14 protein-coding genes and 2 pseudogenes are annotated in these 13,450 nt (G+C 60.9%); 13 read left to right on the forward strand and 3 right to left on the reverse strand.

The features are described 5' to 3' along the window. Positions 1 to 7: 7 nt before the first annotated feature. The gene (locus IPF76_RS13545) at positions 8 to 1,276 is read left to right on the forward strand and encodes a putative porin (protein ID WP_293844968.1); all 1,269 of its coding nucleotides are present in this window, start codon (positions 8 to 10) and stop codon (positions 1,274 to 1,276) included. Next, the gene (locus IPF76_RS13550; protein WP_293844971.1) at positions 1,273 to 2,460 is read left to right on the forward strand and encodes a carbohydrate porin; all 1,188 of its coding nucleotides are present in this window, start codon (positions 1,273 to 1,275) and stop codon (positions 2,458 to 2,460) included. The genes IPF76_RS13545 and IPF76_RS13550 overlap by 4 nt, the downstream gene beginning before the upstream one ends. A gap of 245 nt (positions 2,461 to 2,705) precedes the next feature. Here IPF76_RS13550 and IPF76_RS20870 read toward each other — a convergent pair. Then, positions 2,706 to 2,987 (reverse strand): annotated as a pseudogene (locus IPF76_RS20870) (acyl-homoserine-lactone synthase); the annotation flags it as partial. Positions 2,988 to 3,244: 257 nt separating this feature from the next. Here IPF76_RS20870 and IPF76_RS13560 point away from each other — a divergent pair. The 3 genes from IPF76_RS13560 (at position 3,245) to IPF76_RS13570 (ending at position 5,252) form a co-directional block, all read left to right on the forward strand. Continuing rightward, complete coding sequence (locus tag IPF76_RS13560) at positions 3,245 to 3,580, forward strand: hypothetical protein (RefSeq protein WP_293844974.1); 336 nt, start codon at positions 3,245 to 3,247, stop codon at positions 3,578 to 3,580. A gap of 104 nt (positions 3,581 to 3,684) precedes the next feature. Next, a complete protein-coding gene (locus IPF76_RS13565; protein WP_293844977.1) occupies positions 3,685 to 3,924 on the forward strand; it encodes a helix-turn-helix transcriptional regulator in 240 nt (79 codons plus the stop codon). Next, a complete protein-coding gene (locus tag IPF76_RS13570; protein WP_293844980.1) occupies positions 3,924 to 5,252 on the forward strand; it encodes a HipA domain-containing protein in 1,329 nt (442 codons plus the stop codon). Before IPF76_RS13565 ends, IPF76_RS13570 begins: the two co-directional genes overlap by 1 nt. Positions 5,253 to 5,389: 137 nt before the next feature. Here the strand turns inward: IPF76_RS13570 and IPF76_RS13575 are convergent, their stop codons facing one another. Next, positions 5,390 to 5,656, reverse strand: a complete 267-nt coding sequence (locus tag IPF76_RS13575; RefSeq protein ID WP_293844983.1) for a hypothetical protein — start codon at positions 5,654 to 5,656, stop codon at positions 5,390 to 5,392. A gap of 719 nt (positions 5,657 to 6,375) precedes the next feature. Between IPF76_RS13575 and IPF76_RS13580 the strand changes: the two genes are divergently transcribed. Genes IPF76_RS13580 through IPF76_RS13590 form a run of 3 tightly spaced genes read left to right on the forward strand, consistent with a single transcriptional unit; the run spans position 6,376 to position 8,014 of the window. Beyond that, positions 6,376 to 6,729 (forward strand): helix-turn-helix transcriptional regulator, encoded by a 354-nt coding sequence (locus IPF76_RS13580; protein ID WP_293844987.1) that lies wholly within the window; start codon positions 6,376 to 6,378, stop codon positions 6,727 to 6,729. Next, on the forward strand, positions 6,729 to 7,505 hold the full coding sequence (locus tag IPF76_RS13585) for a HipA N-terminal domain-containing protein (protein WP_293844990.1): 777 nt from the start codon (positions 6,729 to 6,731) through the stop codon (positions 7,503 to 7,505). The genes IPF76_RS13580 and IPF76_RS13585 overlap by 1 nt, the downstream gene beginning before the upstream one ends. 17 nt (positions 7,506 to 7,522) lie before the next feature. Then, positions 7,523 to 8,014 carry a HipA domain-containing protein gene (locus IPF76_RS13590; protein WP_293844993.1) on the forward strand — a complete coding sequence of 164 codons (492 nt, stop codon included), beginning with the start codon at positions 7,523 to 7,525 and terminating at the stop codon, positions 8,012 to 8,014. Between the two features lie 455 nt (positions 8,015 to 8,469). Here IPF76_RS13590 and IPF76_RS13595 read toward each other — a convergent pair whose 3' ends face one another. Further along, positions 8,470 to 9,111 carry a PEPxxWA-CTERM sorting domain-containing protein gene (locus IPF76_RS13595; RefSeq protein WP_293844996.1) on the reverse strand — a complete coding sequence of 214 codons (642 nt, stop codon included), beginning with the start codon at positions 9,109 to 9,111 and terminating at the stop codon, positions 8,470 to 8,472. Between the two features lie 413 nt (positions 9,112 to 9,524). On the opposite strand from IPF76_RS13595, the gene IPF76_RS13600 reads away from it, so the two are divergent. The 5 genes and pseudogenes from IPF76_RS13600 to IPF76_RS13620 all read left to right on the forward strand — a co-directional run bounded on the left by IPF76_RS13600 (position 9,525) and on the right by IPF76_RS13620 (position 13,310). Beyond that, positions 9,525 to 10,064 (forward strand): hypothetical protein, encoded by a 540-nt coding sequence (locus IPF76_RS13600; protein ID WP_293844999.1) that lies wholly within the window; start codon positions 9,525 to 9,527, stop codon positions 10,062 to 10,064. A 128-nt stretch (positions 10,065 to 10,192) separates the two neighbouring features. Continuing rightward, positions 10,193 to 10,663, forward strand: coding sequence for a hypothetical protein (locus IPF76_RS13605; RefSeq protein WP_293845002.1), 471 nt, complete (start codon positions 10,193 to 10,195; stop codon positions 10,661 to 10,663). Positions 10,664 to 10,707: 44 nt separating this feature from the next. Then, the gene (locus IPF76_RS13610; protein ID WP_293845005.1) at positions 10,708 to 10,827 is read left to right on the forward strand and encodes a PEPxxWA-CTERM sorting domain-containing protein; all 120 of its coding nucleotides are present in this window, start codon (positions 10,708 to 10,710) and stop codon (positions 10,825 to 10,827) included. A 719-nt stretch (positions 10,828 to 11,546) separates the two neighbouring features. Further along, a pseudogene (locus IPF76_RS13615) lies at positions 11,547 to 12,913 on the forward strand (IS3 family transposase). Positions 12,914 to 13,178: 265 nt separating this feature from the next. Then, a complete protein-coding gene (locus tag IPF76_RS13620) occupies positions 13,179 to 13,310 on the forward strand; it encodes a hypothetical protein (protein ID WP_293845008.1) in 132 nt (43 codons plus the stop codon). Positions 13,311 to 13,450: the final 140 nt, after the last annotated feature.

A 13,450-nucleotide genomic window follows, 5' to 3' on the forward strand; every position in this document is an offset into this window, starting at 1 on the left:
CATGCGGATGCGTTCGCTCCTCCTCACCGCGGCCATTCTCGCCAGCACACCGGTCGCCCATGCCCAGGAAAGCCGCCTCAACGCGCTCGAGCATCGGCTCGCCGCGCAGGAACAGCGGATCGCCGAACTGGAAGCGCTGGTGTCGGCCCAATCCGAACTGCTGCGGCAGGTCACCTCCCCTGCAACGCAGGCGCTTTCCGCGCCAACACCCGCCGCGCCGCATGTGCTTATGCCGGCCGATGCCGCCGTTCCGCCGCGATCGACCGCCGTGGGCGGCCTCGACCTCGGCGGTGACATGCGGGCCCGGCAAGAATGGAACCTCGTCAAGGGCCGCGACCGCTCGCGCACCGCCGTACGCGCAAGGCTGCGCGCGACCTATGCGGTCAGCGACAAAATTTCGGTCGGCACCCAGATCGCGACCGGCGACCCCGATGATCCCAACTCCACCGACGTCACGCTCGGCAACTTCGCCGATGATTTCCCGGTCTCGCTCGACCAGGCATGGATTCGCTATCGTAGCGGCGGGCTCGCCGCTTATGCTGGCAAGTTTCCGCAGATCTTTCAGCGCACCGACATGCTGTGGGACAGCGACATATCACTGCAGGGCGTCGGCGCTGCCTACACCGCACCGATCGGCCAGGCGACGCTCGATGCGCGCGGTATCTGGTTCGTAATCGACGAAACCGCGGTCGCGCGCGACAGCGACATGCTCGGCGGCCAGCTTGCCGTTGCCGCGCCGGTGTCGGACCAGATCAAGGTCGGATTGACTGGCAGCTATTATCATTACCGCCTCGGCTCGGTAGCCGGCGCCGATGTCGGCGACTTTCGCGGCAACCTGCTCGCGAGCGGCCGCTACCTTTCGGACTTCCATCTGGTCGAGGGCATCGGCTCGATCGGTTGGGCCGGCTCGGCGCGCTGGCCGGTGACCTTGACCGCTGACTTTGTGCGCAACCTCGGCGCCGCGGTGCCCGGCGATACCGCCTTAAACCTCGAACTCGCGGCGGGCCGCACTGCCAGGCCCGGCGACGTCCGCATCGCCTACAATTTCTCGGAAGTGGAGGTGGACGCGGTCCTCGCGGCGTTCAGCCATGACAATATCGACCTGTCGACCAATTACCGGCTGCACGCACTCGCGCTCTCTTACGTACCCGCCTCGAACCTCCAGATCGACCTGCTCTGGTATCATTACCGTCCGCTCGATCGCGCCTATGCTGGCGCGCTGCCGCCATCGGACTGGCTAGATCGCATCCGCCTTGCCTTGATGGTGACCTTATGACGCTGATTTCCGCCTTGATGCTCGCTGCAGCCGGCGAGGATGCCCTCGTTCCCCCCCCGCATGGTCATCTGCCGCACGGCCACACGCACGCACCGGCCGAGATCGATGCGGGGGACGACCCTCTGCTATTGCAAGTCACCTATACCGGCGAGGTGATCGGCAACGCCGCCGGTGGGCTTCAGCGCGGAACACGCTACCTCGACAATCTCGACATCATATTCGAGGCCGATATGGAAAAACTCGTCGGTTGGAACGGCGCTCAGGTCCATGTCTATGGCCTGTATAATAACGGAACGTCGATTAGCGATCTCGTTGGCGACACCCAGGCGGTAAGCAATATCGAAACCGGGTCCGCCGCGCTGCGCCTCTACGAAGCATGGGTCGACCAGAAGATCGGCGACCAGCTCTCGCTGCGCGTCGGCCTCTACGATCTCAACTCAGAGTTCGACGCACTTGACGCCGCAGGTCTGTTCGTCAGTAGCCCGAACGGAATTGGTACCGACTTCGCCCAGAGCGGCCAGAACGGCCCATCGATTTTTCCTTCGACCTCGCTCGCCGCGCGGCTCGCGTTCACGCCCGCCGAAGGCTGGACCGTTCGCGCCGCTGTCCTGGACGGCGTTCCCGGCGATCCTGCACATCCTTCGCGTACGACTATCAAGCTTGGCCACGGCGATGGCGCCCTCCTCGTCGGCGAAGTGCAGGCGCCGCTTGGGGGTGGCAAGCTACTGCTGGGCCATTGGCGCTATACCGCACACTTCGACCGAATTGACGGGCAGGGTACAGATGGCGGGAATGCCGGAACATATGCGCGGGCCGAGCTGCCTCTGCTCGAAAATTCGGGCGCTCGGATAGACGGATTTTTGCGGCTCGGAACCGCCAGCGGCCGCTTGAACATGTTCGACCGCTTCGCCGGAGGCGGGATCAAGTTCAGCGGCTGGCTTCCGGGGCGCGAAGAAGACGAGTTCGGCATCGCCGTGTCGGCCGCCTTCACCTCCGATAGCTGGCGCGCCGCAACCGGCGCGGGTTCATCGGAAATCGCGGTCGAGATGACCTATCGCGCCCCGATAGCCTCATGGCTCGCTGTGCAGCCCAACGTTCATTATGTCCGCAATCCCTCGGCCGAGCGCGGGATAGCCAACGCGCTAGTCATCGGACTGCGGGCCGAAGCAACTTTTACCCTCTAAGACTTATGGACTGCGGCATGACGATACTGCCGAAGCGCCACGGGTTGCGGCGCCTGCCCTCCTATGCGTGCCTCACAACTGGCTCGCGATAACGCTCGCCACTCGCCATCAGTGCCGGGACCATGCGCGCAGTCTTGTTTGCGAGCGCCACCGCCGCGACCTTCTTTGCACGCCTCTTCATCAGTTGCGCTCGGAAGCCAGTTTGCTGGCGGGCAGAGCAGCGTGATTTCGAAGATGTCGGCGCCGACGGGCACGCCCTTGGTGCACAGCCGCTCGAACATTGACCCGAGCAGATGCGGCCGCGTCGATGAGAGCAGCCGCAGCGAGGCGCGATGCTGCCGCGACCCGTCCACGGCGACGATATAGGTCGCATAGGCATCGTCGAAACGGTCGATTTTGAAGCGCTCGTCGACGACCTCGAGGTCCCAGTCGAGCAGGTCGATGAACAGCCATTTACGCGCCTCGAACATCGATTCCAGCAGCGGCTGGTCCGCTTCCGCGCCGACGCCTTCGATCATATGGATCATGGTGCCTCCCTCGGGACTTAGTGAGCCCCGAGGAGAGCGGAAAAGCGCCGCCGCCGAAATTCCGCCAGATGGCGGGAATGACGTCAGCGGTGTATGTTTTCTTGTGACCCCGTTCGGGATCAAAGATATCTGGCCAAAGCCGATCAGGTCATTTTGATCCCGAACGGTAACAAATATTGACCTGCGCACAGCAATGTGGTAAAATGCTCCCGAAAGGGAACAAGATGTCCGGGCTATATGAGAGTGCGACCCAGCGAATGCTGCGCGAGGTGCGTGACCGTGACCGCCTGCTCAAACACGTCGGCATCACCAAGAACCTGCTCGCGCAGCGCAGTTCGGTCGCCGAGATTCAGGAGGCGCTGCGTGTCACCAAGGTGCTGCACGAACCGGGGGTCAGCGAAGCCATGCGCCTTGCTCGTCTGACCACCGATGCGACGCGGGCTTTAGCCGCGACCGATTTCAGCACCGCGGCCGCCGCGCAGGCGGTGACCGCATCGTCGAGCGCACGCACCAAGACGCTGGCGGACGCGACGGCGCAAATTTCGAACATGACGGCTTCGACCCTGGCGGCCGCCCGCACCCTTCCCCCATAATCGATTCCTCGGCGACGGCGTCGGCCATCACCGCCAAACTGAGTGCGGCGATGGACGCCACGTCGGCGATTCTGCCCGCGACGCCCCGGATGCGGCCTGTACCCATGACGGCAAGCGGACCGCGCGCCAAGCGCGTCGACGGGGCGGCGAGTATCGGCCCGCTGATCCGCAAGGCGCGAAAGGCGATGAAGCTGAGCCAAGCAGAATTTGCGGCGCATGCGGGTGTCGGGCGACGCTTTCTTTCGGAACTCGAGGGCGGCAAGCCGAGCCTCGAATTCGACAAGGTCGTCGCCTGCGCGCAGGCTGCTGGCATCGATCTGTTCGCGCGTTTGCGGCACGGCTGATGCGGCGCCTCAACGTCTGGCTGGAATCTTCCCCAACCCCGATCGGCGTGCTTGTCGCGTCCGACAGCGGCACGACCGACTTCGTCTATACGGCCGCATGGCTGATGACGCGCGAGAACCATCCGCTCTCGCTGTCCCTGCCGCTCGAACCGACCCCGCATGGCGATGTTCTGACCCGCGCCTTCTTCGACAATCTGCTCCAGGAGAACCGGCAGTTCGACCAAGTGCGCGCGCGCGAAGGCCTCGCGCAAAATGACGTCGTCGGGCTGCTTGCGATCGTCGGCGCCGACTGCGCCGGCGCGGTGAGCGTGCTTCCCGAGGATCATCCCCCGATCAAGCGTCCCGGCGATCTCGCAAATGACTATGACGAACTCTCCGACGCCGAGTTCCGGGACATGGTGATGCGGCTCGCGAGCGGCAAACCGCTCGCATACGAGATGCGCGACCCGTCGCCCGTCGCGGGGTTCCGCGACAAGATCAGCCTTGCCGCGCTTCCCAACGGCCGGTTCGGCCTGCCGAAGCCGAACAGCGGCGCACCGACGACGCATATCCTAAAAATTCCCGATGCGGATCATCGGCACGAAGCCCGGGACGAGGAATTTGTCACCCTGCTCGCACACCAATGCGGTCTTCCCGTCGGCACGTGCATCGCCGACCAGGTCGAGGGTCAGGACATATTGCTGATCCAGCGGTTCGACCGGATCGTCGAGGGCGATGCCGTGACGCGGATCCATCAGGAGGATTTCGCGCAGGCTGCCGGGCTGCCCGCGGCGCTGAAATATGAGCGCAGCGGCATCGCCGGTCGGCGCTTCGACGCCGCGACAATTGGGCGCATTCTTGCTACTACCGCGCAGCCCGCACGCGCCCGCGCGCTGTTTCTGCGGCTGACGCTGTTCAATCTTCTTGTCGGTAACAACGACAATCATGCGAAGAACCATGGCTTGTTCCACCTTCCTGGCGACGCGCCGATGCTCACCCCATTTTACGATCTTGTGCCCGTCCAGATCGCGTCGGGGTTTCGGGAAGATCTTGCATATAACATCGGCAAGGCGCGGTTCGCCCATGAGGTGGATGCTGCCGACCTTCTCCATTTCACCGGCGAGATCGGCATTTCCGCGACCGGCGCCGCGTCGATCCTGGCAAAGGAGGCGCATAACGTCGTCACCGCGATTGAGGCGCTGTCGTCGGGCTTCGAACAGGCGATGGGCGCGCTCGACCGGCAGATCGGCGCGGTGGCCGAGTTGCTCAATGACACGCTTGCACTCGGCATCGATCTGCGCGACCGCGATGCCCCCGCAACGAGCGGGGGCGGCTGGCAGCTGAGCTAGACCGCCCGGATATTCCGCACCATGATCGCAGCCCCGAAGCATCTCCCGCCGGGCGCATCAGGCGCAGCTCCGCCGAAGGCCGCGAGCGCACAAGCGAGCCGCGCCGCGGATCCGGGCCAAAGCCCGGTACCGCTCGCTCAGGCGGACGGCTGACCGGCTTTCGTAAAGCCGCCATCGCTCGACGGGCGGGCGTCCGCGTCGATGCAGAATATCTGGCGCAGCAGATAAGGCTTGACGATCGTCGCCCAATCGGCGCGTTCGCGCGCGAAGACGATCAACTGCGCGCTCGCCTGCACCGGGTCATTGTCCGGGGTGAAATCGGGATTCTCGCGCCAACTGGTGCGGGTATCGGCGGTCCCGTGCCGCCCACTGTCCTGATGGTTATAGGCATGAAATTCGAGCACGCGCCCGTGATGCGATCTCTATCCTCGCCGACGCTATAGGTTCGGCTGACCAAGATGCAGTTCCGGCAGCGGGCTTCTGGTCTGGGGTACGCATCGAAGGAACGCGTGGATCTATCCGGTTGTGCAGGTCTAAGGGCAGCAATGTGTGGCAATGGGAGGACGCGCCAATCCAGATCGCTGACAGAAACCCTGCGGACGCGGAGGCATTTCGTATCCTCCATGTTGAAGCATCGCCAAAGTCGATTTCGCAATCGCTTTTCCGGTACGCCCCCGGACCACTTCACGATGTCGCTTGATACTTCCGGGCGATTTCAAGCTGACTGGCCCCGAATCGGGCCGCGTTTCCCAACACAAAATTCTTGATAATGTCTGTCGGGCTGAGCCGTAGACCGGGGTTATTTATGGTTTCGAATAGCTTGAAGGCATCTTTCGCATCATTGACATCTATCAACGCTGAGGTGGATCGCTGTCTGCGCGGAAGACGCTCGTCTGATATTGCCGGATCAGCTTTGAATAGAAGTCGGCATTTTATCCTTCGAGAACGTCATAGCCTTTTCGCCGATTGCTTGACAAAGCCGGCTATTCTGAACGCCGAAACCAATTCTCTATATCACGGAATTCCGTATTAATATGTCGTGGCTTACGATATTCCGTTTGACGCGGCACCGGTTTTAAATTACGGAATTCGGTGTTTTAAATCTAAAAAATCGGAATAGCGTATGAAAACAGCGATTTTCTCAGACCTTGGCCATCAATTGCGCGCTTTGCGAGAAATCCGCGGATGGACTCAGCTCGACGTTGCCAGCCGGGTCGGCAGGAGCGCGACACGCATTTCCGAGTTCGAGAGGGACCTGGCGAAGGAGCGCCTGGGCCGAGATCGCCTCACGTTGCTTGCCGACATGTGCGACGCACTGGGCGTTATGCCGATTTTGGTACCGGAAGCGCGCGTGTCCGCCGTTCGAAACATGATCAATGAGCGCAACACACGCGTGCATTCTGCAGAGCCTGCGGGATCCGCGTTCGACGATCTGTTTGTCGATCTCGGAGACGAAGACGATGAGGCCGCATCCTGATGGCCAAAAAGGTCCCGAGCATCATTGGCGTCCATCTACTCGGTGGCGGCAACAGCCCGACGCGTGTCGGCACCATCACGCGCGATGGTGACGGCGCCGTCGCCTTCAACCCCTCGGAAGTCTATGTCCGCGATGCCGAACGGCCGATCCTGAGTCTTGCCTGGTATGTGCCGGAATCGAATGATCAGACGATCGCTCGGCTGACCGGGCGCAACGACAAGATCGGGGTAAATGGCTCGCTACCTCCCTGGTTCGCCGGCCTTTTGCCCGAAGGCTCGCTCCGAGACCTCGTACTCACGGAAATGGGCCCCGGAAATCATGACGAATTCGACGTGCTGACCAGGCTGGGCGGCGATCTGCCAGGTGCTGTGCTGATCGTTCCCGAGACAGACACGCCGCCGTCTGCAGGCTCTCTCGACCTGACCCACATAGCCGGTTTCAAAACCGTCGCTCCAGAAGGCGTCGTCAAATTTTCGCTGGCGGGGGTGCAGCTCAAATTCACGGCGAACCCCGACAGCGACAAGCTTACCGTGCCTGGACGAGGCGAAACGGGGCGCTGCATCATCAAGGTCGGGAGCGAGCGCTATCGCGATCTTCCGGAGGCCGAATTCGGTGCCATGCAGCTTGCAAAGCTCATCGGCATCCACCTCGCCGAATGCCGGCTCGTCCACCGTGACCAAGTCCGGGGGATTCCAGACGATCTGCTCGCTCATGGCGAGAACGTCCTCGCGGTTGATCGCTTCGATCGAACCGCCGACGGATCCGCATCCATATAGAGGATGCCGCACAAATATTGGGCGCGGTCGGCGAACGAAAATATACGATGGCGACGACCGAAACGATCATTCGCATGGTTGCGCGATTCAGCACCGACCGGCGGTTCGATATCCTCGAGGCGGTCCGCCGGGTGGTCGCCGACATATTGATCGGCAACGGCGACAATCACCTCAAAAACTGGTCGTTTCGATTTCAGGCGCCGGGCGATATCCGCTTGTCGCCTGCCTATGACATCGTCCCGACGATCCTTTTCAACCCACGCGACGACATGGCGCTCAGATTCGCGGGCACGCATGATTTCAACATGGTCAGTCTGCACCGCTTCGAGCGCGTCGCAAAATATCTGGGAATCGAACCGAAGCTGATCAAGAGCGAAGTGACCAAGGCCGTGGAAAACGCCTTGGAGTTCTGGCCGGACGCTGCGCCGGCACTGCTCGGCGAGGAGAGAGCCGCAAAAATCATCGAAAGGCTGGCGACACTGCGTCTCGTCAAGGAAGTCCTCGGCTGAAGGCCGCAATCCCGGCAGCGCACCGATCGACCCTCACCTGGATTGCGACCATCCGGTTCGGCCGCGCGAAGTTGCTCAAGACGTTGGCAGGCAAGCCGCCGGCAGTTGTCCGCCGCGCGCTGATCGCACGCCGCGCCACTCGCTGAAAAGCAGAAGATCCGTGATCAGGCGGAGGCAGCAGTGCGCCCGCGCCCGGCAGTCTTGGGCGTTGGAGTTGCCGCGCCGCCAATGCCGGTTTTGCCCTGCCAGTCGGTTTGGGCTTGGGCTTGCAAAGCTTTTGGTCGGCCGCCGTTTCCCCCAGACAACGAACCCCCGCGCTCCACCAGCAAATGGCGGCAATTCGGCTCGGGCAAACTGGCGGTCAGACCTTATTGGACTGACCGCCAACTTTTCGTCAGTCGCACCAGTGGACCTTTATGGACAAACGAGGCTACCGCTGCACATCGACGAAGATATTATTGGAGGACCAAGGCTTCGCGAAAGCCTTCACAGCGCTCAACATAGCCCTTCGACACTAGTTTGCGCCGTTTCGAAGAACGCAAGGCGCCACCTATCATGCCGATACCCAGCAGCATCATCGCCCAAGTTGCAGGCTCCGGGACCGCCGAATTAATAAGGTTTGCGGTCTGGAATTCGGAACGCGCTGCTCCGTTTCCGACAACTAACGTAGAAAACTTCATTTGGCCTGCGCCAACTAAGTTGCTGGAGTTGCCACTCCACGTCAGCGTTGACCCCACCGAGGCTGGCTGCCAGCCAGGAAGCGTAACGGAGTTCGCTCCATACGATACCGTTGGGCCGTTGTGCGCGCCGCTCGAGAAAGTCAGTGTTGCCGCCGGATCAGATGAAAAGAAATTGGAAAAATCAGCAAGCGGTGATGGGGAACCACTTGAATCCCCAAAAATGATCCAGTCCCATTGTTGGCCAGGAACCCAGCTCGAGTCTTGATTGTCTAGCCGAAGCGTAAAGTCATACTGAAAAACGCTGCCGGCAGTGGGGGTGACGGTGTAGTCCAGAACCAATGAGGCGGCCGAAGCTGGAGTAGCGATTACCGCCATCGCGACGATCGTGCTGCTGATAAACCTTCTTAACAAATTCATTCTCCCTCGCCTTTTGGTAGCCTGCTAATTAACCACGGACGACCGCATGCCAAGCGCCGCATAGTTTAGGTCTGTCCCAGAATGGCGCATTGCGCAACATCCTCGACGAACCGCGCGGACACTGATCCAATGGTATTGCGCGCCGATCGGGCGACATGGGCTGCGAGCTGACCCGATTCTGGCTGATGTGTACCGACAAACTAGAAGTTCAAATTGTGCCGAACACCGAAAACCGGGCCTGATGCGTTTTTCGCGGTCCCACAGCGCATATGAAATCGAAAAGCCGTAGGTAGGACCCGCGATTTTTTTCCGCAGTTTTCCGCCGTTTTTCGTTGATGTTCGCTGCCTGTTCGCCCATCATGCCGGACATCGAAACGGGCGCTCTAGCGCCCTCCTGCTCCCGAGGTAGCACGATGACCCGCAATGACATTCTGAGCCCTGAAGCCCTCCGCGCCCTCTTGGCATATGACCCGGCCACGGGCGCCCTGACCTGGCGCCCCAGGGACGCCGAGACGCTGGCAACACATGGCCTGTCCGTCCCTACTGACCTCGACAAGTGGAACGCGCGCTATGCGGGCACAGACGCCGCCCACACTGACGATGGGCAGGGCTATCGTACCGTGAGCATCGCGAGCCGCTCGTACAAGGCTCAGTGCATCGCCTGGGCCATCCATCACGACGCATGGCCCGCGGGGCAGGTCCGCTTCGTCGGCCCCGATCGCAGCGATCTGCGCATCAGCAACCTGCGCGCCCCTGCCCCTCCCCGACCGCGGGGCGGCATGCGTGTCGACAATCGCAGTGGGCAAACCGGGGTGCACTGGCGCCGAGCCAAGAGTCGCTGGCGTGCGCGCATCAGCGTCGATGGAGAGCGCGTGGAGCTCGGCGAGTTCACCCGCTTTGGCGATGCGGTACGTGCGAGGCGTGACGCTGAGATGGTGTACGGCCGACGCTAGGGCGCCGTTCCAAAACGATACACATATGGTTAATGGATGGTTGCCTTAGCGATGGGCCGGCTGCACGCTGTGCGAGCGATTCTGCAGTCGGAATTGCGGGGTACATGCATTTCTGATTGGGGATTACTATGATCAAGCGCTCATTCGCCGCAGCTCTGCTGCTGGCTGTCGTCTCGCTGCCAGCTCAGGCCGCGACGTTGGTAAAGACGAACTTCTCCGCGGCTATTTTCGGAGGAAATGCCAACGTGCGGAATCCGCTGCTGGACCCGTTCTTCCCTAACGACACTTTCACAGGAAGCTTCGTTTTTGACGCCGATTTGGTCCCTGGGGCGGGAAGCGGGTTTGCCAACGTTGCTCTTGGTAGCAATGGCGTCCCCGCGTCGGATGCATTCGTGTTTAACTTCGGCGACTTTCTCTTCACGCTCGCAGACGATCCCGCAGCTATGGTGCAGTACAACAACGGCAATTTTAACGGCCTTGTTTTCAACTCGACCTTCACCTTCGAGGGACAGAATTATCTGTTCAGCCTGAGTGGCGGCACGCTGAAGGTCGTTTCGGAAGCCGAGCCTTTGGCCAGCCCTATATCAACGGCTACGTAAACATCGGCAACCAGGCGCTCACTGGTTCGACACCTTACGCGCCGGTGAATAACGCTGTACCGGAACCTGCGGCTTGGGCGATGATGTTGGTTGGCTTCGGCCTTATCGGAGGGACCATGCGCTCGGCGAAGCGTCGGAGCAAACTGGCAGTTTCGTTCGGTTAATTCCGGCTGAATTATCACGAAGACGCCGCCGGTAACCGGCGGCGTTTTTGTGTCATGAGGATCGCCTGAGGCAAAAAATGCAGGTACGTCTGACGGCCTGCTGAACCCGCAGAAAACATGGATAAATCTTGGTAGCGGAGGAGGGAACGAGAAGGAGTGCATAAGCCCCTGATAAACAAAGACCCTTTATTTCTCCGTCCCGAAAATACCCCCAGCGATACCCCCAACCACCGGTGGTTGCGGTAACCAGTTCATCCTCCGCGACGAACCGATTCCCTAGTATAAATTGGCCGGCATCTCACCTTCATTACGGCAGGGCTCCTGCCCTTGATGGACCGTCCACCATGTCAAAACTCGGCAGAAGAACCGATGTTTCCCACGCGCGTAAGCCAGACCGCGAGCTAAACAATTTCAGCCAGCGCCGAGCATGCCTGTCTTGGTCCCATGGTGCTTTGAGTGACCTCGCTGAACCACACTGAACACTGAAGTACTGGCCGCGATAGTCGCGAAGCGCACTTCGTGCAGTGGAATTTATCTCGATTGTCGGGTCACCGACTTCGCTAGCGCCTCATGGCTCGCGGAACGCATCACCCCTGTGATGTTCCGTCCCCTCTTCATCGTGCTTATCCATATGTGTCCGCCGTCAGCACCAATGGCACAGAATTGAGGTTGTGATTTAAGGAGGATTTGGGCTTCGTCGTAGTGACGAAGGAACGAAGATGAAGCCCAAATCCTCCTTGAAAAAATCGCTGACGAAGGCCCCTGCTGAGCGGGTGGTGAAGGACATACGGCGTGCGACGCGCCGGCACTTCTCCGCAGAGGACAAAATCAGGATCGTGCTGGAAGGCTTGCGCGGTGAGGACAGCATTGCCGAGCTGTGCCGCAAGGAAGGCATCGCCCAGAGCCTGTATTACACCTGGTCGAAGGAGTTCATGGAGGCCGGGAAGCGACGGCTTGCTGGCGACACAGCCCGCGCCGCAACCACCGGCGAGGTGCAGGACTTGCGCCGCGAAGCCCGTGCCCTGAAGGAATGTGTGGCCGACCTGACACTCGAAAACCGCCTGCTCAAAAAAAGCATGATTGCGGATGGGGGCGACGACGAATGAGGTATCCCGCATCCGAGAAGCTCGAGATCATCAGGATCGTCGAGCAGTCACATCTGCCGGCCAAGCGCACGCTGGACCAGCTCGGCATCGCTCGCCGGACCTTCTATCGGTGGTACGACCGCTACCTCGAAGGCGGGCCGGAGGCCCTGGAAGATCGGCCATCGGCGCCAAGCCGGGTGTGGAATCGCATCGGTGATGACATCCGGGACCAGATCGTCGAGATGGCGCTGGAGACGACCGAACTATCCCCTCGAGAACTGGCTGTGCGCTTCACCGACGAGAGGCGCTACTTCGTGTCGGAAGCCACGGTTTACCGGCTTCTCAAGGCCCACCTGACCTGATCACCAGTCCGGCCTATGTCGTGATCAAGGCCGCCGATGCGTTCCACACCAGGACCACCCGCCCGAACGAGATGTGGCAGACCGACTTCACCTACTTCAAGATCATCGGGTGGGGGCTGGCTGTACCTATCGACCGTGCTCGACGACTTCTCGCGCTACGTCATTGCCTGGAAGCTGTGTACCAACATGCGGGCCGAGGACGTGACCGACACGCTGGACCTCGCCCTGGCGGCTTCCGGCTGCGACAGCGCCACGGTGCTGCACAAGCCCAGGCTGCTCAGCGACAATGGTCCGAGCTACATCGCGGGCGAACTGGCCGAATATATCGAGGCCAACAAGATGACCCATGTCCGCGGTGCCCCCATGCACCCGCAAACCCAGGGCAAGATCGAGCGCTGGCACCAGACCCTCAAAAACCGCATCCTGCTCGAAAATTACTTCCTGCCTGGCGATCTTGAGGCCCAGATCGAGGCCTTCATCGACCATTATAATCACCGCCGATACCACGAAAGCCTCGGTAACGTGACGCCCGCCGACGCCTACTTCGGCAGGGCACCGGCCATCATCAAACAGCGCGAAAGGATCAAACGACAGACCATCCAATATCGGCGCTTGCAGCACCGAAAGCTCGCCGCCTAATATCAATCCCCAGACGAGGCCCGCTCTCCACTAATTTACGCCGCGATCTGCGCCAAATGTTCTGACGACGGACACTGCATCGCAAATACTATACCCCCCTATAGTATATTTCAATTGGAGCTTATAATGTCTGATACGCCTTTGAGAGCCTCGATCATGACTTGGGGATGGACGCTGAGCGTCTTCCTTCTCGCCAGCTACCTCATCTGCATTGGTTTTGGGTTGCTCGCCCTGCGCAATTCCGCATGCACGAGGCCTGGGCGCCGTGGCTCCTGGGTTTGAATGGCTCACGCTGACCGGTTTCATCGCCGGGGCGATCGGCAGCTTTCTTTACGGTTGGTACATCGCGGGGCTGGCCGTGCCGCTCTACCGCTTCTTCCGAGCTCGCAACCGATAGCACTGATTGCATCTCGCTATCCGCAAGCTCGGTAGCATCATATGAACGAACGGAGCCGATAATGGACCACGCTCATTGCGCGCATCAACATGGTGACACCGCGGCAGCTGACGACGGACGATACGACGCCGTTCCAGCGG

This window comes from Sphingopyxis sp. (genome assembly GCF_016704835.1).
In the GTDB taxonomy this organism is placed as follows: domain Bacteria; phylum Pseudomonadota; class Alphaproteobacteria; order Sphingomonadales; family Sphingomonadaceae; genus Sphingopyxis.